Here is a 21,667-nt window from a genome sequence, read left to right on the forward strand (position 1 = left end):
CTTACTCACCTATGAAAAAATACCTATTGGGAGCATTAGCTTTTTGGCTAAGTTTTTCTGCTGTTGAGGCACAGCAAGTAGCAGAGCTCACCATGAAAGAGGCATTGGAATATGCCCTCGAAAACAATCCGACTACCAAAAATGCCAGATTGGAGCTATTGATCTCCAAAGCTACAGTGAAAGAAACTACCGCTCAGGGGCTTCCTCAGGTGACGGGTTCTTACAACCTGGACTACAATCCCAAAATTCCGGTTGTATTCCTACCCAACCAACCACCATTTGGAGACCCTACCAATCCCAGTGATGTATTGCCTGCCAGATTTGGAGTGAGCTATTCTTCGGGATTAGGAGTGAATGTGACACAAATGATATTCGACGGATCTTTTTTTGTGGGTTTGAGAGCGGCTAAAACGCTACAGGAGCTCACCGGCAAAGACCTTCAAAAGGCTGAAAATGATGTGGTCGAAAATGTTAAAAAGGCCTATTTCGGTGTATTGGTCAATCAGGAGCGCATTCGCCTCGCCGTGGCTAATATGTCGAGAATAGATACTTTGCTCAAAGAGACCAAGGCCCTAAATGAGGCTGGATTTGCTGAAAAAATTGATGTTTCCAGGATTCAGGTGCAGCGTAACAACATTTACACTCAAGTGCAACGAAGCCAAACTGCCCTAGAGATTAGCAAGCAGATCCTGAAGGTACAGATGGGAATGCCTCTGGAATACGATTTGGTTTTATCAGAGACTCTCAAAGAATTGAATACTGAAGAGGATTTGTCAAAACTGCTTGTAGAAGAAGGTGCTGAGCGAATTGAGATTCAGCAGATATCCACACAATTGGAACTTACCGGGCTGGATCTCAAAAACAATCATGCCCAGTATATGCCAAAGATCAACTTAGTAGGCAATGCCCGTAGAAGCGGTGCAGGAAATGAGTGGGGGACAGTATTCAGCAGTGACAATTGGTTTGGTAGCTCTCTTATCGGGGTCAGCATGAGTGTTCCGATTTTCGATGGATTTGCCAAAGCTGCCCGAATTCAAAAGAACAGAGTTCAGATCAATCAGTTGGAAAATCAGCGAATGTTTCTCAAAGAAACCTTCAAAAATGAACTCTATACTGCCAAGGCAAACCTAAAAAATGACCTGAGTATCCTAGACGTGCAGAAAGAGAATTTGAAACTCGCTGAGGAAGTCTATCAGATTGCTCGCATCAAATACAATGAAGGTATCGGTTCCAATCTGGAAGTGGTCGAGGCAGATGCGTCACTGATTGAAGCAGAAATCAATTACCTCGGCGCGCTGTACGACGGCCTCATTTCCAAAGTAAACCTTGAAAAAGCCCTGGGTCTGTTGAAGACCGATTTGACTAACTAAACCAACATTTTCAAAAAAAACTTCAATCGGAAAGAATCGAATCTACGTCGGGCTGAGCGCCTGAATTAAAAATGAGGTTTTGACCGATCGCTAAAAAGACAATTTCAATCATATGAAACCTATCAAACTTTTACCCCTCCTGGCACTGTCTATTGTTGTGGCTTCTTGTGCTACAGATGGTTTGGATGCCAAAAAAGCTGAGTTGGAAGCTCTAAAATCCCAGCTCTCCGAAATCAATACACAGATCAAAGCTCTTGAAGAGGAGATTACTAAGGAAGATCCGGAATTTGCTGCGGCAAACAAAAAATCTCTCCTGATCACCACTGCAGCTGCCAAAAAAGGCGAATTCACGCATTACGTGGAAGTGACTGGTTCGGTCCTTTCCAAGAAAAATGTAAGCATCAGTTCGGAGACTGTAGGTAGAATCTTGGATGTACCTGCAATCGAAGGTATGCGAGTGAGCAAGGGTCAAGTATTGGCTACCATTGATGCAGAATCTATTCAACGAAATATCGAGGAATTGGAAAACAATCTTTCTCTAGCCCGAACTGTGTTTGAGAAGCAAGAGAGACTTTGGAAGCAGAAGATCGGTACCGAAATCCAGTATTTGGAAGCTAAGAACCGAAAAGAAGGCTTGGAAAAGAGTTTGGCATCGCTGAAAACCCAATTGTCCAAAGCGGTAGTTAAAGCGCCGTTTAACGGAACCGTGGAAACAGTTCGCGTGCGTTTGGGAGAACTGGTACAGCCGGGCACACCGATGTTTCAATTTGTGGGAGAGAGTGATTTATTTATCGAGGCAGATATCTCCGAAAGCTACGTGGGAGTACTTTCCAAAGGCGATTCTGTGGAGGTTTCATTCCCTTCTATCAATAAGACGATGAAGACCAAGGTTTCGGCCATCGGTTCGATCATCAATCCAAACAACAGAACCTTCAAGGTGGAAGTATTCTTGCCAAATATCCCTGAGGTAAAGCCCAATATGATTTCAGTTTTGAAAATTCAGGACTACAAAAACAAAGAAAGCGTCATCGTGCCTACCCATTTGATTTTGGCTGATAACAGAGGTGACTATTTGTTTACGGTAGAAAATGGCATAGCCAAAAAGAAATACATCAAGCGAGGATACACCTTTGCAGATGAGACAGAAGTTGTAGAAGGCTTGACCGGAACCGAAACCATTGTTGATAAAGGTTTCCGTGAAGTAGGTGATAATTTCAGTGTGAACGTAGCGAAGCTTTAAGCCATGACAGATTTTCAAAAATCCAAAACCATCCGGGAATTTGGCTTGTCCAGCTTTAGTGTGGACAATTCTACGTCGGTGGTGATTTTGACGCTCATCATTACTGTATTGGGTCTTGGTGCCTACCGGACCATGCCCAAGGAGAGTTTTCCTGAGATCGTCATACCTACCGTGTATGTAGGGACACCTTATCCAGGCAACTCACCTGTGGATATGGAAAACCTGATCACGCGCCCTATTGAAAAAGAACTCAAAGGCCTGAACAATGTAAAGGATATCAAATCCACTTCTGTGCAGGATTTCTCATCCATCGTGATTGAGTTTACTCCAGGAGTAGAGATTTCTAAGGCTATTCAGGATGTAAAAGATGCGGTAGACAAATCCAAAAGCGAACTGCCATCTGATTTGGATCAGGAGCCTAATGTACTGGAAGTCAATACTTCTGATTTTCCAATCATGAACGTAAACATCTCCGGTCCGTATTCCGAGCAGGAGTTGAAGAAATTTGGTGAATACTTAGAAGATGCGATCGAGAAACTGCCGGAAATCTCCAAAGCAGACTTGGCAGGTACCGTAGAGCGTGAGATCCAAATCAATGTGGACCCTTATAAAATGGAGGCAGTAGGAGTGAGTTTTGGAGATATCTCCGGAGCCATCCAATCTGAAAACCTGACTATTTCAGGGGGTAATATCAAAAGTGGTGATTTTGAGCGGACTGTTCGCGTGGATGGTGAGTTTTCGGATCCAAATGACCTGCTCAATATCATTGTAAAAACAGATCAGCAGAAAATCGTCTACCTCCGAGATGTTGCGCAAATCAAAGACACCTTTAAAGACAGAACTTCCTATGCCAGAAATAAGAATCTCCCTGTAGTCACCATCAATGTGACCAAGCGGAGTGGGGAAAACCTGTTGGATGCTGCGGATAAAATCAAAACCATCATTGAGACCACTAAGTCTAACCGTTTTCCGAAGGACTTGGAAATTACGATTACCAATGATCAAAGTAAGCAAACCCGCACACAAGTAGCCGATTTGGAAAACTCCATCATTTTCGGAATTATCCTGGTAGTCTTGGTTTTGATGTTTTTTATGGGATTCCGAAACGCACTTTTCGTGGGTTCGGCTATTCCTTTGTCCATGTTTATTTCCTTCTTGATTCTTAATTCATTTGGGATTACCCTCAACCTGATGGTGTTGTTCTCCTTGATCCTAGCCTTAGGTATGTTGGTGGACAATGGGATTGTGGTGGTGGAAAATATCTACCGACTCATGCAGGAAGGTAAGCCTGCGATGCAAGCAGCCAAGGAAGGTGTGGGTGAAGTAGCATGGCCAATTATTACCTCTACTGCGACTACCCTGGCCGCATTTCTCCCGCTCGCGTTTTGGGATGATGTGGTAGGGGAATTTATGAAGTACCTGCCTATCACGCTGATCATAGTACTCTCATCTTCGCTTTTTGTAGCATTGGTCATCAATCCCGTGATGACTTCCATGTTTATGAAAATTGAAGACATGAATCAGGATAAGCCAAAGCAAAAATCTCTTTTGGTGTCAGGTATATTCTTGGTTCTTGCAGTAATTTTCTATTTAGTGGGATGGAATTCAATGGGTTCAATTTCCATTGTAGCTTCTGTATTGACGGTCTTCAATATCTACTTCCTTAGAGGTGCGATCAGATGGTTTCAGGTGGTTTTCTTGGTTAAATTGGAAAATGCATATGAATCCACACTCAGATTTGCTTTAAATGGCAAAAACCCATATTTCATCTTTGGTGGCACTTTTATGCTCCTGGTTTTTTCATTGGTATTACTAGGCATTAGAGCTCCAAAAGTTCTCTTTTTCCCTGATAACCAGCCTCAGTTAGTGAATGTGTTTGTGGAATTTCCAATCGGGACAAGCATCGAGGCAACCAATACCTTTGTAGATGGGATGGAAGATGAAATGATCGAAGTTCTCGAACCTTACGGAGGTATTATTGAATCTGTGATCACTCAGGTAGGTCAAGGAACGGGAGATCCTACGGAAGGTCCAAGCACCCAAGCAACACCTCATAAGGCCAAAATCACCATTGGATTTGTGGATTACATGTTTCGTCAAGGGATTGATACCAATGATGCCATGCAGGCTATTCGCGATTTGGTGGTCAAGTATCCCGGGGTATTGATTACTGTAAACAAACAAAGGAACGGTCCTCCTGTAGGAAATCCTGTAAACATTGAGTTTGTGGGCGAGAACTACGAGCAACTGATTGCTTTTGTGGAAGAAACAAAAAGCTACCTAGAGTCAAACAATATTCAAGGTATCGAAGAATTGAAGACGGATCTTTCCTTGGGAAGTCCTGAAGTGGTGGTCCATATTGACAGAGAAAAAGCCAGAAGGTTTGGTCTTTCCACCTCAACCATCGCAACGGAGCTTCGCACCTCTCTCTTTGGTTTGGAGATTTCCAAATACAAGGAAGGGGAAGAGGATTATCCTATCCAACTTCGATTGGATGAAAATTCCAGGTACGATATCAATACCTTGGTCAACAAGAAAATTGGATTTAGAGACAAATTCGGTGATAAACGAGAAGTGCCGATCTCCGCGGTGGCAGATATCCAATATGGTTCTACTTATGGATCAGTAAAGAGAAAAGACTTGGAGAAAGCAGTAAGTATGTACTCCAACGTGCTGGATGGATATAATGCCACGGAGATCAACAATCAGATCAAAGATCTGATGGCTAACTATGAAGTCCCTGAGGGAATCACTGTCAAATACACCGGAGAACAAGAAGAGCAGGCTAAATCTCAGGCCTTCCTACTCAGAGCTTTGGGGATAGCAGTATCGCTTATCTTCTTGATCATTGTGGCCCAATTTAACTCCGTGATCAGTCCTTTCATCATCATGACTTCCGTGCTGTTCAGTACGATTGGGGTGTTCCTAGGATTGGTGATTTTCAACATGGACTTTGTGGTCATCATGACCGGTATCGGAATTATTTCACTTGCTGGCGTGGTGGTGAATAATGCAATTGTATTGATTGATTACACGGATTTGGTTCGAACTAGAAAACGAGAAGAAAAAGGCATCAAGCCAGGAGAATACTTAGAGTTTCACGATCTCCTGGGTAGTATAATCGAAGCTGGAAAAACCCGTCTTCGACCGGTGTTGCTTACGGCAATTACTACAGTACTCGGATTGATTCCATTGGCGATCGGGATGAATATCAATTTTAGCACCTTACTAAGTGAGTTTGATCCGCAGTTCTATGTGGGCGGAGATAATGCAGCTTTTTGGGGGCCTATGGCTTGGACAGTGATATTTGGGCTAACCTTTGCTACGCTCATCACGTTAGTGATCGTACCAGTCATGTATTTGTTGGCAGATAAGCTCAACATGAGACTTCGTAAGCTCAAAGCATGATTGATTAAGGTTGGTGGTTTTTTTTGACGAAACCTCCGGGACAATGTTCCGGGGGTTTTTCCTTTTTTCAGGGATAAGCCATTCCCTTTTCTTAAATTTGCCTTCCCAAAAAACTTTGTGAGATGCAGGAATTGAAATGGTTTGTGATGTATACCGCGTCGCGTTCGGAAAAGAAAGTTGCCGAGCGATTGAAGGAACGTGGATTGGATGTTTACTTACCGATTGTTGAGGAATTGAGACAATGGTCGGATCGAAAAAAGAAAGTACAGCGTCCACTTTTTAATGGTTACGTATTTGTCAAAACTCATCGGAACCAACTTTGGGAGTGTCTGCAGGTACCCGGAGCCGTCAAATTTGTCCATTTCTCAGGTCAACATGCCACGGTTCGCGACGAAGAAATTGAGACCATTCAACGTGTGGTAACTACCGGTGTTGCCATTGAAACCGATGGATCGGAAATCGAACCTGGAGAAAAAGTAAAAGTAATGGGTGGCCCTCTTCAGGATATGGAAGGGGAGTGTATCGAAAAGGGCAACAAGGATTATTTCTTGATCCGAATACCGGGGATATACCAAAATATGCTGATTTCTATTCCGAGGAAATTCCTCCAAGTCATCTAAAAATTCAACGTCGGTAGCAAGAGGGCTATTCGGTAGATTTCGGGATGAAATATCGTCTAAATACGATTTGTGCCTGAAAAAGATGGTCTCCGAATCTGTTGGAACCCACGTTTCCATCCAAGTTGTCGGTGAATGTCCAAAGCATGGTACCCTCGCCGGCCAGGTCGGAGTAAGGGCCGATTTTTAAGCTTAGTCCTGCTCTGACAGGCACATAACCCGTAGTGATGTTTTGCTTTTTAGGCTCTTCTTCCGGACTGAACGATTTGGTTTGTTTAGTTACAGCATGTAGTACTCCAAGCCCAACCCCACCATATAAATTCACTTTTGACCGATGCATGTGGTTGGAAAACGGAATCAGATAAAAGCTCGGGAGGATGTCAAAATAATAAGCTGGACCTTTCGCAGTAAAGGAAGCGTTTGAAAAGTACCATTTGTCTCTGATAGCGATGGGTGGATTGCCACCGCTACTGATCCATTGCACTCCTCCTGTGGTCCTTAATTCCATTAGTGAGTTTAGTTTTCTGGTCAAGGCAAGGGAAAAAGTAGGCTTAACCGCAAAATTGTAATCCCTGTATTGGCCTCCATTATCGAGGTAACCAAAAGATGGTCCCATACCCAAAGTGACTACATTATCTCTGGACACTCTCTCCTTGTAAAAATTTTGGGCAGTTGAATCCAACCCAAATGTCAACAGCAAAAACATAAAAAGAAGAGTGAAAATTGATTTCATGGATTTTTCGTTGAGTTGTATTTTCATTTGACAACAAACATGCCATGGACCTGAATGGGTCTGTAGAATTTCAAAAATCAAGCCCCTTCAAAAGCGGCCTGAATGTCAGATTCAGTTTTTCTCAGTTTTAGTCTACAAAATTTGACCAGTTCGGCTGCTTCTTTGACTAAGTCAGAAAGTTCATCCACTGATTTATTGCCTTCTTCGAGCTGGGACAGAATTGTCTCCAGGCGCAACATGGCTTGGGAATAGGTCATTTCGCTCATTTCTTTTCGATTTTTGTAAGTGTGCTGCTGAGTTTTTGATCCGAAGTATACGTGATGAGTTCGTCTCCTACTTTCAAGTCGATCAAATGGATAGGTTTTCCTTGACTTTCAGTTCGGCTATACCCCTTTAGTAATAGTCCTTGGGGATCAAGTTGCTTAATGACTACTTCCAAGTGCAGGAGCTTGTCTTCTTCCTTTTTAATAGACCGACCAAATGCTTTGGAAAGATTTTTTTCAAGATTTTCCAATTGAAACAAGGCGTATCGGCTGATGGATTTGGAAGACTGCTCGATCCGTTTGAAATACGTGTTTACTTTTTCATTTTCCAAGGAAATTTTTTGCGTAGCCAAGGATCGAACTCTAATCGCGAGCTGTTGGATTTTTTGGTCCTCTTCTCTCAGTCTGCTTCGTGTGGCTCGATCTATCCGCTGTAGCGCTAAGCCAAGATTTTCTTCAAATTCCCGGAATCCACTCAAGAGAAATTCAGCTACAGCTGTAGGTGTTTTTAGCCGGGTATGGGCGACAAGGTCTGCAATCGTCTCGTCTCGCTCATGACCGATGCCGGTAAAGATGGGAAGTGGAAATTTAGCGATCTGTGCAGCCAATCGGTAATCGTCAAAACAATCCAAATCCAGCTGTGCACCACCGCCCCGGATGATGACTACTGCATCAAATGAACTTCTGGTATTTTCTGATTCTACACTTTCTAAAGCAGCAATTAGACTGTTTACCGCTTCGTTTCCCTGCATCAGGGAGTTGAAAAGGCGGTGATAGACCCTGTAGCCGTAGGGATTGTTTTCGAGTTGATTGACAAAGTCTCCATAACCAGCCGCAGTGGCACTGGAAATGACCGCAATCCGCTGAATGACTCTAGGCAAGTGAAGTTGGCCATTGAGTCGGATCAACCCTTCACGGGTCAAGCGGTCTATCGTTTCCTGTCTGACTCTTGCTCTTTCACCCAAGGAAAAAGAAGGATCGATGTCCTTTACATTGACACTCAATCCAAAGACGGGGTGGTAACTGACCGACACTTGGGCCAATACTTTCATCCCATTCTTCAGCGAAGTGCCGGTGACGGATTCAAATTTAGCGGCAACTGACCGGTAGGTAAACTGCCAGAGGTTGGAGCGAATTTTTGCAAGCACCTGGTTGCCTTGCTTTTCGACCAATTCAAAATAGACATGTCCCTGAGGCGCCTGTCTGAAATCCGCCAATTCACCCACTACCCAATACACTGGCTGGAGTTCATTTTCCAGCACGAGCTTAATCTGCTCGGTGAGTTGGGAAATGGAGAGCGGATTCATCAGCCTTACTTTAGATAGGCAGACTTGATCTGATTGCTGAGTTCCAAGCTGGCTCGTAGCATTGGGAGTCTCACTTGGTCACTGTTGATTATCCCCTGATGGAAGAGTAGGTTTTTGATTCCTACCGGATTTCCTTCCACATACATCAGTGAGTTGAGCCCGAGGAGTGAAAAGGTCGCTTCAAGTGCCGACAGATGATCGCCATGGGTGAGGTTTTTGAACGTCTGCGGGAGGGCATTGGCCAAGACGGATATGACCCCGCTGCCTCCAATGCTCATCAGGGCTTTGGTCAGCAAGTCATCCCCAGAAAGGAGCAAAAAGTCTTTGGGCATCGCGGCCGCGATTTGCATGCATTGCTCCAAGTTGCCACTTGCTTCTTTCATACCGATGATATTGGGATGGTGAGAAAGAGTCAATGTCGTGGCAGCGGTCATGTTGGACATGGTGCGTCCGGGGATATTATATAAAACCACAGGCGCTGGAGATGCGTCAGCCACCGCAGTGTAATGAGCAATGATACCTGCCTGGCTCGGCTTATTATAGTAAGGACTTACAGAAAGCACGGCCGCCACTCCATAAAAATCAGTTGATTCGATCTCATCCAATACCGCTTGGGTATTGTTTCCGCCGATACCAAGCATCACAGGTACCCGTCCGTCATTGTATTCCAAGCATGCTTTGAGCACTTGTTTCTTCTCTGCGGAGGTCAAAGTAGCTGATTCACCTGTAGTACCGAGGACCACCAGGTAATCTACCCCGCCAGAAACAACATGATCGATCAGGCGCTTGAGACTGTCAAAGTCAATGCGGTGATCGTCATGAAAAGGAGTAATCAATGCGACTCCGGTGCCTTTGAATGCGTTCATGGTTTTAGGTTTGTTAGGGCTGCAAAGATACAGTCTTGAATTGGTTTTGACTTCCATTTATAGAAAAAAACGGGTTTAGTGCGTTTAAAGTGGGTTTTGGTTGGTGAGAATGGGTGATAAGGAGAGAGGGGACTTGAGATTTGTTAATTCAGAGATTCTTTAAGCAAGCCGTGTAAACCTAGATCACACATCTTTCTTAGGCCAGTTTAAAAGCCTCTTTTCGATTTCCCTTTTCATATTCGCCCCTTGATACATCGAGTTAACTTTTGGCATTTCGGAAAGAATATGGAGGGCTTTTGCTTTTGAAATCAGATTCTTGGTCACTGATTGATCCAAAATCCAAAAAATCCCATGATAGGGGAGGTCTAGTTTGGCAGCAAAGTCACGCACCAACTTGTCACTGCTGATGACAATAGCATCCCCAAGTTTCTTGGCCAAAAAGAGTACAGAGCGGTCTTCCTGTGAAAGTCCTCGGGGAAAAGCAATCTGCCTCATTTCCTGAAAATCATCGTCCCTGAGATTGTGTACATGAAGTTTACCGACGGATTGGTAGGCGTCCAAAATTTGCTTTTGTTCCGGATAGAGTTCATTGATTACGGCCACGGTCGTGTGCAGTTCAAGATCGAGCTGGAAAAACGAAGTGATCATTTCCAGCTCGATCAGGTCTATAAAAATACAGGCATCAGTAACCGCTACTCGCATCAAATCACCATGTTTTCCTTTCTGAATTCCGCTAGTTTCTGATTCTTTAGCGCCGCTGCCTTGCTCATGGAGATAAAATCCTCCGCCAATGCTCGGAAAAGCAATTGGGAAAAGCGGTTTGAATGCTCTGACCCTTCATAGGCTACGGGTTCATTTTTCCGATAGCCCAATTGATTAAATACGGCATAAAACTGCCTGAAGTAGTTGTCGGAGATCAATCCGAGATTTTTCGCACGATAAACCAAGGCCTGCATGGAAATCCCATACTGCTGCTTGATGGCGGCCAATTCATGGAAAGAAAGCTTGGTGCGCTTGCCTCCCAACTCGGTTCTAAGGCGTTCTTCGGGAATCAGCATCGCGGTCGCAAAGGCATGGCAAAACTTCTCCTTCTCTTTTTCAGGATGATGATTTACTTCCAAGAGCAAATGCGCCAACTCATGCAAAGCAGTAAATCGCTTCCGGTCGGGTACATCCTTCAGTTTGGCCTTATTGAGTACAATCAAGGGAATGTTTTTACCATTTACCCAAGTACTAAAGCCGTCAAATTCCTCGGTGGATTCAATTTCCAACACCTTCACATGGTGATCTTCCAAAAGCTCTATCACGTTGGAAAGTGGTCCGGTACCCAATCCCCAATGGTTTCGTAAAGTCTGTGATGCTTCTTCTATGTCCTGCTGAGAACTAATGGATATATGGGAGATGGGATTTTCAAACCGAGTCTCAATTCCCAGAATCTGCTCGAGTTCCAGGTATCTACCCAATTCGTCTTTGGCAATCTCTACGATTCGGGTTCGCTCTTTTGCCGGATAGGTTTCCAGCTTTCGGAACTCGATAGTTCCAAACTCCAGTACCTGATCGGAGAAAAAGTAATCCGGTCGTACTCCCAATGCTTCGGATAGAATTCCAATCATTTCACTATCGGGGACAACCTGTCCCAACTCGTACTTGCTTAGGGACTGCTTGGTGATCCGATTATCAATTTTATCAGCTAAGCCCTGTAGGGAAAGTCCATTCATCAGGCGGGCTGATTTGAGGCGGCTTGAGAAATTCTTCATTGGTATGCTAATTGAGCTCTAGATTATTCGATTTTCAAACTTAAGGATTTGAATTGACAAATGGTGTTTAAATTAGTATATTTGTCAACTCCCGTAAGCCTTCTGTAAAAGATTTCCTGTTTTACATGGTGGCTTGAAACATATTGAATTAATTTGCTTTGGTATTGATTGTAATTGTTTTGACTTTTAAAAAATGGCAGCAGCGGAACAAATAAAGTCCTTGATTAAATCTTTTGGGGAGGGTGATGAATCTCGCTTCTATGCTACTGCTATGCAAATAGCTGCTTCAGAGGCTAGAAAAGGGCATATTGAATTAGCCGAAGAACTAAAGAAGCTTATTGACAAAAGCAAATCTTCCAAATCAGTTGTTAAACGGCTGCCAGTCAATGCAGCTCAGAAGGAGCTTAATGACTTGCTTGAGCTAGTCAGTCCACAAATAAAATTGAAAGACATGGTTCTTTCAGAAGCTGTGAAAGATTCTCTGATGAAGGTGATTCATGAACAGAGACATTTGGATAAACTTCTAAGCTACAATCTTCAGCCTAGAAGGAAGTTGCTTTTAGTAGGGCCTCCGGGCTCTGGTAAAACAATGACTGCCCATGCTTTAGCGGGTGAACTTGGACTGCCTCTTTTCGTCATCCGACTTGACGGGTTAATAAGTCGATACCTCGGTGAATCCATTGCAAAACTTCGATTGATTTTTGATGCAATGATGGATTTTAGGGCTGTTTACCTATTTGACGAGTTTGATAGTATAGGCAGTACACGATCTTATTCTCAGGATGTTGGTGAAATAAAGCGAGTGTTGAATACCTTCTTATTGCAGATCGAGAAAGATAGGTCCAATAGCTTGATAATTGCCGCAACGAATTTGCCAGGAAGCCTGGATTCAGCATTATTCAGGAGATTTGATGATATTATTACCTACGAGAATCCAACTTCAGATCAAATTGAAAAAGTTTTTGAATCCAAATTTGCTGAAATCGGAATTGGTTACAATATAGATTTTAAGAGAATTTCTGAATTATCGCTTGGGCTCAGTCATGCCGAGATACACAAAATTTGTGAAGACATCTGGAAGGATTCCCTTCTATATGGAGAAACAGAGATTCAGGAAAAAAAAGTTATTGCCTATATAAAGGCTAGAAAAAAGGACTATTAAACTAATATTGAATGAGTTTTTTTAAACATATTTTTTTTGAGAATAAAGCAAGGTCCTTAAGTTTTACCCCACATGGTTCAGGAAGATTTAACACAAACAAAAATGTGGATCAGGGCATTCATGGTAGAAAGCTAAATGATGAGTTTAATTCAGCTTTTCTTGAATTTTGGGAAGGAGAACCCGGTGACTTTGTTTACGTCCAATTGGAAACCTTTGCCGGGTTTGATTTGGACTTATCTAAATTTGAAGGCAAAGCAGGTGAAGTTAGAATCGCAAACATAAAGGAAATAGGGGAAGAAGGTAGCAGAAAAACTATAAGCTCGATATTTCTCTCTAAGAAAGGAGTCAAAGAATTTCTAGCAAAAGTAGAAGCCTATTCGCAGCCTGAAAAAAATACCAGCAAAGGAAATCCCAAGAATGCTAGTCTTTTATCAAATATCGAATCAATCCACCATTCAACTTTAAAAGCCTTTTGGCAAGAACCTGAGTTCCCTTTTCCTCAACCGAATGAAGAGGTCTGGTGGGAAGTTTGGTTAGATATTACCAATAACTCCTCAGAATCAGTATTCACGGAAATTAATGAAATGCTGGAAGCAGTAAGGGTTCAGGTATCCTCAAGAGTTTTGATTTTTCCTGAGCACCTGGTCATTTTGGTAAAAGGTAGTTCCAGACAACTTTCGGCTTCTCTACTCTACTCCCAGTATCTTGATGAATTGAGAAAGCCGGTAGAAATTGCTGATTCTTTTACTGCAATGGATATAACAGAGCAACGTTCTTGGATATCTGATTTGGCAAAAAGGTTAAGTATTCAGGAAGATCCCCAAATTTCAGTTTGTTTATTGGATGCCGGAATCAATGAAAACCATCCACTCCTTTCAAATTTAAACTCAATTATTTCACTGGATACTGTCGACCCATCTTGGGGTACTGATGACAGTTGGGCAGGTCCAGGTCATGGAACACCCATGACAGGAATAATCTTTTTTGGAGACTTGTCAGAAGCTCTGTTAAGTCGAGAACAGATCAGAATATTTCATCGATTGGAGAGTGTGAAAATCATTCACGCAGCGCACCCAACAGATCCGGATTTTTATGGACCAATCACCGAAGAAGCCATTGCAAGAGCAGAGGCCTCAAATTCATCTTCTCAGAGAATATTTAGCATGGCTATAACCGCAGATGGTGATTCCCATTTAGGAAAACCAAGTTCTTGGTCAGCTGCTGTCGATAAATTGGCTTTTGGAGAAGAAAATTGGAAACGCCTAATTCTCGTTTCAGGAGGAAATATTCCCAATTTCCGCTGGCTTGAGTATCCCCTTTCTAATTTTGATTACTCTATCCATACACCTGCACAGGCTTTTAATGCCGTATCTGTGGGGGCCTTTACGCTTAAAGATCGAATTGATTATACAAAATATCCAAGTGCAACATTATTGGCTGAGAGAGGTGATTTAGCTCCTTCAAGTACAACCAGTGACTCCTGGGATAAGGAATGGGCAATTAAACCTGAAGTGGTTTTTGAAGGAGGAAATGCAGCAGTGTGGAATAATGCATTGTGTGACCCAGACTCCTTATTTCCTCTGAGTATTTCAAAGGGCGGTCTTGCCAGGTCTCCATTTACAGCTTTCGGTGAAACTTCCGCGGCCACGGCATTCGCAGCAAAGTTTTGTGCAGCTGTATTAGATATCTACCCAGATTATTGGCCAGAAACTATAAGAGCCCTTATGGTTCATTCGGCGCAATGGACTGATCAGATGCTTAGAGGTAGGAATATTGAAGACCTATCAAGGGAAGAGAAAATTAAATTGCTGCGAAGTGTGGGTTATGGAGTTCCGTTTTTGCCGTCGGCAATTTATACCATGCAGAACTCGGTTTCCTTAATTGTTCAGGAGCATTTGACTCCATATGTGTTTGCAGATGGACGGGTTCAAGCCAATGAATGCCACATTTTCACACTGCCTTGGCCCCAAGAATTATTATTGGAAATGGGTAATTCAGCAATCAAACTTACTGTCACACTTTCCTATTTTGTCGAGCCCAATCCGGGAAATAAAAGATATGCCAAAGCCAGTAACTATGCCTCACATGGACTTCGATTCAAACTAAAAGACACCAATGAGTCCTCCGAGGCATTTTTAGCTCGAATAAACAGGGAAGCTAGAGAAGCATTAGAAGGAGAGTACCAAACTGAAGGAAGAGAAAGATGGGTTCTTGGACAAAAGATTAGAGATAAAGGTTCAATCCATCGGGATTTGTGGAAAGGAAATGCAGCTGATCTGGCAACAAAAAATGAACTGGCCATCATTCCGACCGGAGGCTGGTGGAAAAACCGACCCATACATAAGCGTTATACCCAATCCGTCCGTTACAGTCTGATCATCAGCATCGAAACTGAAACAGAAGATCTGCTGACTCCTATTTTGAATGAATTGAAGGTAAGTGCTGAAATAATTACTTGAGGGGTGCTGATTCTTAAGAATCAAAACAAGGAACTGGCTTTTTTCAAAATTGGAATTACTAAAGCTCATAAGGGATGAGAAATTGATTTAGGTCATTTGAGTATTCCACCCTTATACTTTTTTGCTCAGATATTGGAATTAGCTGAAATAATCTTTGTTTGATAGTATCTGGAAACATGTCTTGGATGTAAATTGTCCTTAGATTTTCCATTGTATCAAGAATTTCTTTATCAATTTTTCTATTGAAAAAGGGAATAGAATAGCCAATAATTACTAGTGTTTGACACTCAGAAATCACACTTTTAAGTTGTGTTATTAAAGCATCAAAGGAATTATTACGTTCCCAAGCAAAAGACATCAATGGCTTGAAGTTAGGATATTCAAGACTATGACATATCTCTATATAATTATCAACAGACCTTTTTAGAAAATTATTATCATATTTTTGATCCAAACGCTTTAGTAAGTTGTTTTTCGAGCCATCCCCATAAGTAAAGCATCCGCTCGTACCATTTATTTTAAAAATATTGAATTTATCTTTCTCTAAGTTATTTAAATGATTTTTATGGATCATCCCTAAAAATGCCTCTTGAACTTCGCAGTCATAATTTTCAGAATATTCTTTAAATGCCAATTCAAATTGATTGTCATAGTTCCAACTAATAACACATATTTCCTTTGGTAAATCTCTAACTGAGTCCCCAATAATCGATGCAATAAATTGATCATAACGTGGATCAACTTTATATTTTACTTGAAGTATAGAAAAGAAAAGCCCTGTTGAAGATTTCAACCTTCTAAGGTCTTCAATTTTTTTCTTTACATACAACTTTTTAGCAAAAGTATCGATACTTGCGTGTTTTGATGACTCATTTTTTAGCCAAACTAGATCATTTACTGCATAATCAATCTTTTCTAAATCATTTTCCGATATTCCAGTTAGAATCTTTATTTTATCAAGATCATTTATGACTTCTTCTAATTTCTCTGGAATTTTGTAAACTATTGGCAATGCATGTGCACTAGCTCCTGCTCCAATTAGATAAACAATTTTAGCCATGGCTCAACATTTTTTCTTCGATAAATAATCTCCCTTTGTAGGATATACGGAGATCCTGGTGTAAATCCTGTTCAACAAACTCTTTTTCAATTAAATACTTTTTTAAATCCTCCTTTAGTTTATTTCCTATCTGAATTCCTTCAGCAAATAGAATCCAATCATAATGAAAATAGTCTTCAGATTCTATTTCTGACAATTTTGAGAGAAAATAGAATGCTAGATTACTAAAACTCTCGGGCTTATTTCGGTATGTAGATTTTTCTCCTATGAAATAATTAACATGAGGTGCTAGGGATAAAAAATGTCGGATAAATTCACATTTGGTAAATTTACTTGATTCTTCCTCTCTTAGTCTATCTTCTTCTGATTCAAGCATACCTTCGTACCAAACGAAAGCAAATGATGAATTTTTATATTGATAATAATAATCTTCAAGAAATGTCTCAGAGCTGGAAAAATGTCTGTTAAATAGGGCTTTGATCTCTTTATCTATTTCACCAGACCTAAGTGTTTTTTTGGACTCAATTTGATTCAATAGATTTTCTAAATCTAATTCGAGAATAGGCAAGTCTGATTTCAACTCTAAATTAATAATCGCAATATTTCTAATTGAGTTTATTATAAATCCCCACCCCCTCCGCCACCATCCCCAATTCCTCTAACTCCCTCACATACTCCCTCACTTCCTGTCCTACCAACTCCCCACGAAATGCCTTCGCCAACACAGTCTGTGGCAATTGATCAATCTTGGATTTTAAACTTTGGTATTGGGATTCGATTTTTTCAGGTAATTGATTTATTCCTTTGACTTTTACCCGCTCTCCGAATTGACGGATTTTGAAGATACAGGTGACCGCATCCTGAAAAAGATGGAATTCTGCCGACTGCCCAATATTGAATAGGATGGGAAATTCGGATTCTAAAAAAGAGAAGTTGGAAAAGGTCATAGATTTTTTTGCCAAATGATAGGCGATCAGGGTTCCTTTCGCCTTTTTTCACTTAGTAATACAAGAAATGAATTTTTTGAACGAAAACTAAATCCAGAATAGAAATATTTCTTCTAAAAATCGTCTCTTTTGGATGGAGGTGGTTTCAACCATCGGAGCTGACCAAAACTTTTGAACTTTCAATTCTCCTTCCTATCCCACTTTTAATCTTCGCCCCTTTTATGTTCTGAATTTAAGCTAAATTCGAAACTCATCGATTCAACTTCTTTCTGTGGAACTTCTGATTATCCTGCTCCTTGTGCTTCTCAATGGTGTGTTTGCCATGTCTGAACTTTCCTTGGTGTCTTCCCGGAAGTTCAAACTCGAAAACTTCAAAAAACAAGGAAAATCTGGTGCCAAGGCAGCTTTGGAACTCTCGGAAAACCCGACCAAACTCCTCTCTACCGTTCAGATTGGAATCACCCTGATTGGAGTGATGCTTGGTGTTTACGGTGGGGAGAATCTCACCGACGACCTGGATGCTTTTATCCAGACCATTCCTATTTTGGCTCCTTATTCTAAAACACTGGCAGTCGGCTTGGTTGTACTGTTGATCACGTATCTCTCCATTGTGTTGGGTGAATTGTTTCCGAAAAGAGTAGGGATGACTTTTCCTGAATCCATCGCGCTGATTGTATCCAAGCCAATGATGATGCTTTCCAGGCTGACCAGTCCCTTTGTTTGGCTGTTGACCGTTTCCAATGACTTTTTACTATGGCTGTTTGGCATCAAGCGAACGTCAGACAGTAAAATATCAGAAGAAGAGCTCAAAGCATTGATCAAGGAAAGTGCGGAAGGTGGTGAGATCATGGACATCGAGCAGGATATAGTGGAGCGGGTTTTTGAATTGGGGGATCGAAGAATCAACACCTTGCTCACGCACCGTAGCGAATTGGTCTTTTTTGATGTCATGGATACAGAGGAGATTGTCAGACAAAAAATCAGCGAAGAAAAGCACTCCGCCTATCCCCTTTGCAAGGATGGTGACTTGGATGATATTGTGGGGATAGTATTGGTCAAGGACTTGTTTGATGCGCGGCTTCAGGAGGGATTTGACCTGAAGAAAATCGCCAAGACTCCACTTTTTCTCAACGAAAGCATGTTTGCCTATCAGGCCTTGGAACTGTTTAAAGCCCAAAGATTACACTATGGATTGGTGATTGATGAGTATGGGGTCACGGTGGGGATTGTAACCATGGACGATGTGGTAGATGCGTTGGTGGGTGATTCTACCGAACTCGATCAAAATGAGTATCAGATCGTACAGCGAGACGAGGATTCGTGGTTGGTAGATGGACAGTATTCGATCATCGATTTTGAAAAATACTTTGATCTGGAGATTTCTTACAAAAACAAAAGCTTTACCACGCTGGCAGGTCTTATCCTTTCCAAAAGCGCCTACATTCCCAATGTAGGAGACTCCGTGACCGTCCAGAACCTGAAGCTCGAGGTCGTAGATAAGGATGGTCAGCGGATTGATAAGGTGTTGGTCAGCCGGGTATAACTAGTTGATTTCCCGATTTAGACTTTCTTTTTCCCTGAGGCAAATTACTTTCAAACTTTATCTCCTATTCATTTCATCTGTAATCTGAAAACTTTTCCAAGGTTCCAAACTTTGGAAAAGCTAGAGTTGGGTTTAAGTCTAGAGACTTATATCTAGTTACTTATGTCTTTTCATACCCGTTCACCAGCCTCAAAAACTCCTCTTCCGAAATCAGTGGTACTCCCAGCTTTTGCGCTTTTTCCTTTTTACTTGGGCCCATTTCTTCGCCTTCGATGATGAAGTCGAGGTTTTTGGAAACGGAGGAAATGTATTGTCCTCCATGGGCTTGCACAAAATCCACGATCTCATCCCGCTTGAAGTTCTGAAGTTTGCCTGAGGCCAGGATTCGCTTGCCGGCCAATGCATTTCCGAGTTGAGTCAATTCTCGTTCTTCCATCTCAAATTTGAGGCCTTGTGCCTTCAGGCGAGCGATGTGTTCGAGATTTTCCGGCTGGGCAAAAAACTCCCGGATGCTGTGCACAAGCGTTTCGCCCACTCCGTTGATTTCAAGCAGTTCCTCAGTGGTAGCTTCTTGCAGCTTTTCGATGCTGCCAAAATGCTTAGCCAAAAGCACGGCCGTATTTTCTCCGATGTTTCGAATGCCAATAGCGAAAAGCACTTTTTCAAAATGCTGCTCTTTGGATTTGAAAATCCCCTCCATCATGTTGGAAATGACGCCTTCTTGGAAGGTGTTGGCTTTGAGTTTTTTGATACGCTCGTTGATTTCATCCGGAAGGGTAAGCTGTAGGTCAAGCAAAATGGTATGGACAGTTCCGTGCTTTTTGCTTGCCTCGAGAATACGGTCAAACTCCACTCGTCTCCCCAAAAAGATCTCCAACACTACGGCTACAGGTACATAATCTTCCACTTTCATCAGGTCCTGATGGGAGTCTAGGTTTTGAAGAAGAAAATCGACCATACCCACGTTGGCAGGGACTTTTTTCTTCCAAGATCTGATCTGTACCTGAAACGCCCGTAGACGATCGCGAAGCGGAAGGTGGTTGTTTTCTAAAAGAAAATCTTGGATTTGCTTGTAGGAAATGCCTTCTGTGAGGGCAAAAAGCGCTTTTTCCAGTGAAATGTAAAGTAAGCCAGAAACCTCTCGCTCGTATTGATCTTGGCTCATTTCCAAGCCTAGAAGTTCTTGCTGCTTGTTGTCAAGGTCATAGATATCGGCATAGCTGCTGATAAATCCCTGATCGATCAGCGCTCGGATTCGCTCGGTACCTAGGGAATCGATATCCATGGCTCTTTTGCTCACAAAGTGCTCGATCCTTCCCAATACCTGAGGAGGACAGCCCACCGCATTGGGGCAGTAGTGCTTGGCTTCACCTTCTTTTCGGACTAGACCTGTACCACATTCTGGACATGTGGTGATGTAGTGAATGGGAGGAGCTCCAGCTTTTCTTCGTACGGGATTGACTGCGGTGATTTTGGGGATGATTTCCCCTCCTTTTTCCACATAGACAAAATCCCTCTCATGGATATCCAGTCGCTCGATTTCATTGGCATTGTGGAGGGAAGCACGCTTCACGGTTGTTCCGGCTAATTGGACGGGGGCAAGGTTAGCTACAGGAGTAATCGCGCCTGTTCGGCCCACCTGATAAGTAATGGAGAGCAATTCGGTCTCTGCACTTTCAGCTTTGTATTTATAAGCGATGGCCCAGCGTGGAGTTTTCGCGGTAAATCCCAGTTCTTCCCGCTGATCGTAATCGTTGATTTTGAGCACCACGCCATCGGTGTCAAGAGGAAGGAGGTATCGCTTTTCTCGCCAATCTTCGATGTAGTCCAATACCTCATCGATGGTGGTAGCTTTCTTGTAGGTCGGGGAGACGTTGAAGCCCCAGCTTTCGATCAGGTGGATCGCTTCATCGTGTTTGGTCACGCCGATATTTTCACCCAGAAGTTGGTAGAAATAGCAGTTGAGTCTTCGCTTGGCCACCACACTGCTGTCCTGCATTTTTAGCGTTCCGGAGGCAGCGTTTCTCGGATTGGCCATGGGCGCTTCTCCTTTGGCTTCCTTCTCCGCGTTGATTTTTTCAAATTCCTTGATAGGTAAAAATATCTCTCCCCGCACTTCAAATTTTGTCGGAACATTTGCTGCCTTGATGCTTAAAGGGATGTTTCGAATGGTTTTTACATTCGCAGTCACGTCATCGCCTTTGTTGCCATCTCCTCGGGTGACGGCACGCACGAGTTGGCCGTTTTCATACACCAGAGAGATCGCCACCCCATCAAATTTCATTTCGCAGAAATACTCATAGTCTGAGCGCCCAAGGCCTTTGACCACCCGCTCGTCAAATGCTCTCAGCTCTTCGATCGTGTAGGTGTTTCCGAGCGAAAGCATGCGGTATTCATGCTCTACGGTCTGAAATTCCTTGGTGATCGTACCACCCACCCGCTGGCTTGGACTGTCGCTTTTGAGCAAATCAGGAAATTCCCTTTCCAGTTTTACCAGCTCTTCCAGCAATCGATCAAACTCAAAATCCGAGATCTCGATTCTACTTTCCTGATAGTAAAGATGGTTGTGATGATTGATCTCTTTGGTCAGTTGGGCGATACGGGCAGCGGCTTCGAGGTGAGTCATGGGTGGTAAAAATTAGGAGGGTAAAGTTAAACGAATGGGAATAGGAATTGAAAATCGGGTGATGGGTTTTTGGGAGATGTCTGCTTCGCGTTGTCGCGTTGTCGAGGTTGTCCAGGTTTTCGGGTTATCAAGGTTGTCAGGTTATCAAGTTGTTTGCTTCGCATTATCCAGTTGTCATGTTCGAGACTGTTCAAATAACTGTGTCAAAATTTAAACCATTAAATTTTGACTATGAAAGAAGACAAAGAAGAGTTTGATTTCAAGGCTTTCGCCAAGCAGGCCGGAGATGCGCTTCGGTCAGGTAAGCCA

17 protein-coding genes are annotated in these 21,667 nt (G+C 42.6%); 7 read left to right on the plus strand and 10 right to left on the minus strand.

What is annotated here, in order from left to right:
* Positions 1-11 precede the first annotated feature (11 nt).
* The 4 genes from ACFPIK_RS14090 to ACFPIK_RS14105 all read left to right on the plus strand — a co-directional run bounded on the left by ACFPIK_RS14090 (position 12) and on the right by ACFPIK_RS14105 (position 6,638).
* Positions 12-1,370: a TolC family protein gene (locus ACFPIK_RS14090; protein WP_377916365.1), complete on the plus strand. Its 1,359-nt coding sequence runs from the start codon at positions 12-14 to the stop codon at positions 1,368-1,370.
* A 112-nt stretch (positions 1,371-1,482) separates the two neighbouring features.
* Positions 1,483-2,610 (plus strand): efflux RND transporter periplasmic adaptor subunit, encoded by a 1,128-nt coding sequence (locus ACFPIK_RS14095; protein WP_377916367.1) that lies wholly within the window; start codon positions 1,483-1,485, stop codon positions 2,608-2,610.
* Positions 2,611-2,613: 3 nt separating this feature from the next.
* The gene (locus ACFPIK_RS14100; RefSeq protein ID WP_377916369.1) at positions 2,614-6,018 is read left to right on the plus strand and encodes an efflux RND transporter permease subunit; all 3,405 of its coding nucleotides are present in this window, start codon (positions 2,614-2,616) and stop codon (positions 6,016-6,018) included.
* Between the two features lie 122 nt (positions 6,019-6,140).
* On the plus strand, positions 6,141-6,638 hold the full coding sequence (locus ACFPIK_RS14105) for a UpxY family transcription antiterminator (protein ID WP_377916371.1): 498 nt from the start codon (positions 6,141-6,143) through the stop codon (positions 6,636-6,638).
* Between the two features lie 25 nt (positions 6,639-6,663).
* Here ACFPIK_RS14105 and ACFPIK_RS14110 read toward each other — a convergent pair whose 3' ends face one another.
* From ACFPIK_RS14110 to ACFPIK_RS14135, 6 genes are all read right to left on the minus strand, one after another.
* Positions 6,664-7,368: a hypothetical protein gene (locus ACFPIK_RS14110; protein ID WP_377916373.1), complete on the minus strand. Its 705-nt coding sequence runs from the start codon at positions 7,366-7,368 to the stop codon at positions 6,664-6,666.
* A 77-nt stretch (positions 7,369-7,445) separates the two neighbouring features.
* Positions 7,446-7,634, minus strand: a complete 189-nt coding sequence (gene xseB, locus ACFPIK_RS14115; protein ID WP_377916375.1) for an exodeoxyribonuclease VII small subunit — start codon at positions 7,632-7,634, stop codon at positions 7,446-7,448.
* Positions 7,631-8,938 (minus strand): exodeoxyribonuclease VII large subunit, encoded by a 1,308-nt coding sequence (gene xseA / locus ACFPIK_RS14120; protein ID WP_377916377.1) that lies wholly within the window; start codon positions 8,936-8,938, stop codon positions 7,631-7,633. Before xseA ends, xseB begins: the two co-directional genes overlap by 4 nt.
* 5 nt (positions 8,939-8,943) lie before the next feature.
* Positions 8,944-9,804 carry a 4-hydroxy-tetrahydrodipicolinate synthase gene (dapA, locus tag ACFPIK_RS14125; RefSeq protein WP_377916379.1) on the minus strand — a complete coding sequence of 287 codons (861 nt, stop codon included), beginning with the start codon at positions 9,802-9,804 and terminating at the stop codon, positions 8,944-8,946.
* Positions 9,805-9,987: 183 nt separating this feature from the next.
* Positions 9,988-10,506, minus strand: a complete 519-nt coding sequence (locus ACFPIK_RS14130; protein WP_377916381.1) for a PIN domain-containing protein — start codon at positions 10,504-10,506, stop codon at positions 9,988-9,990.
* Positions 10,506-11,561 carry a helix-turn-helix domain-containing protein gene (locus ACFPIK_RS14135; protein ID WP_377916383.1) on the minus strand — a complete coding sequence of 352 codons (1,056 nt, stop codon included), beginning with the start codon at positions 11,559-11,561 and terminating at the stop codon, positions 10,506-10,508. The genes ACFPIK_RS14130 and ACFPIK_RS14135 overlap by 1 nt, the downstream gene beginning before the upstream one ends.
* Positions 11,562-11,754: 193 nt before the next feature.
* On the opposite strand from ACFPIK_RS14135, the gene ACFPIK_RS14140 reads away from it, so the two are divergent.
* Together ACFPIK_RS14140 and ACFPIK_RS14145 are read left to right on the plus strand one after the other, a co-directional pair.
* Complete coding sequence (locus ACFPIK_RS14140; protein WP_377916385.1) at positions 11,755-12,723, plus strand: AAA family ATPase; 969 nt, start codon at positions 11,755-11,757, stop codon at positions 12,721-12,723.
* A gap of 11 nt (positions 12,724-12,734) precedes the next feature.
* The gene (locus ACFPIK_RS14145; protein WP_377916387.1) at positions 12,735-15,182 is read left to right on the plus strand and encodes a S8 family peptidase; all 2,448 of its coding nucleotides are present in this window, start codon (positions 12,735-12,737) and stop codon (positions 15,180-15,182) included.
* A gap of 58 nt (positions 15,183-15,240) precedes the next feature.
* Here the strand turns inward: ACFPIK_RS14145 and ACFPIK_RS14150 are convergent, their stop codons facing one another.
* The 3 genes from ACFPIK_RS14150 to ACFPIK_RS14160 are packed head-to-tail and all read right to left on the minus strand — an operon-like array spanning position 15,241 to position 17,189.
* Positions 15,241-16,242 carry a hypothetical protein gene (locus tag ACFPIK_RS14150; RefSeq protein WP_377916389.1) on the minus strand — a complete coding sequence of 334 codons (1,002 nt, stop codon included), beginning with the start codon at positions 16,240-16,242 and terminating at the stop codon, positions 15,241-15,243.
* A complete protein-coding gene (locus ACFPIK_RS14155) occupies positions 16,235-16,810 on the minus strand; it encodes a hypothetical protein (protein ID WP_377916391.1) in 576 nt (191 codons plus the stop codon). Before ACFPIK_RS14155 ends, ACFPIK_RS14150 begins: the two co-directional genes overlap by 8 nt.
* Positions 16,811-16,847: 37 nt before the next feature.
* Positions 16,848-17,189 (minus strand): hypothetical protein, encoded by a 342-nt coding sequence (locus ACFPIK_RS14160; protein ID WP_377916393.1) that lies wholly within the window; start codon positions 17,187-17,189, stop codon positions 16,848-16,850.
* 271 nt (positions 17,190-17,460) lie between these two features.
* Between ACFPIK_RS14160 and ACFPIK_RS14165 the strand changes: the two genes are divergently transcribed.
* Complete coding sequence (locus tag ACFPIK_RS14165) at positions 17,461-18,732, plus strand: hemolysin family protein (protein ID WP_377916395.1); 1,272 nt, start codon at positions 17,461-17,463, stop codon at positions 18,730-18,732.
* Positions 18,733-18,892: 160 nt separating this feature from the next.
* On the opposite strand, the gene ligA is transcribed toward ACFPIK_RS14165, so the two are convergent.
* Entirely contained in the window at positions 18,893-21,358 is a 2,466-nt protein-coding gene (gene ligA, locus ACFPIK_RS14170) for an NAD-dependent DNA ligase LigA (RefSeq protein ID WP_377916397.1), read from the minus strand.
* Positions 21,359-21,667: the final 309 nt, after the last annotated feature.

This window comes from Algoriphagus aquatilis (assembly GCF_042657405.1).
Taxonomy (GTDB): domain Bacteria; phylum Bacteroidota; class Bacteroidia; order Cytophagales; family Cyclobacteriaceae; genus Algoriphagus; species Algoriphagus aquatilis.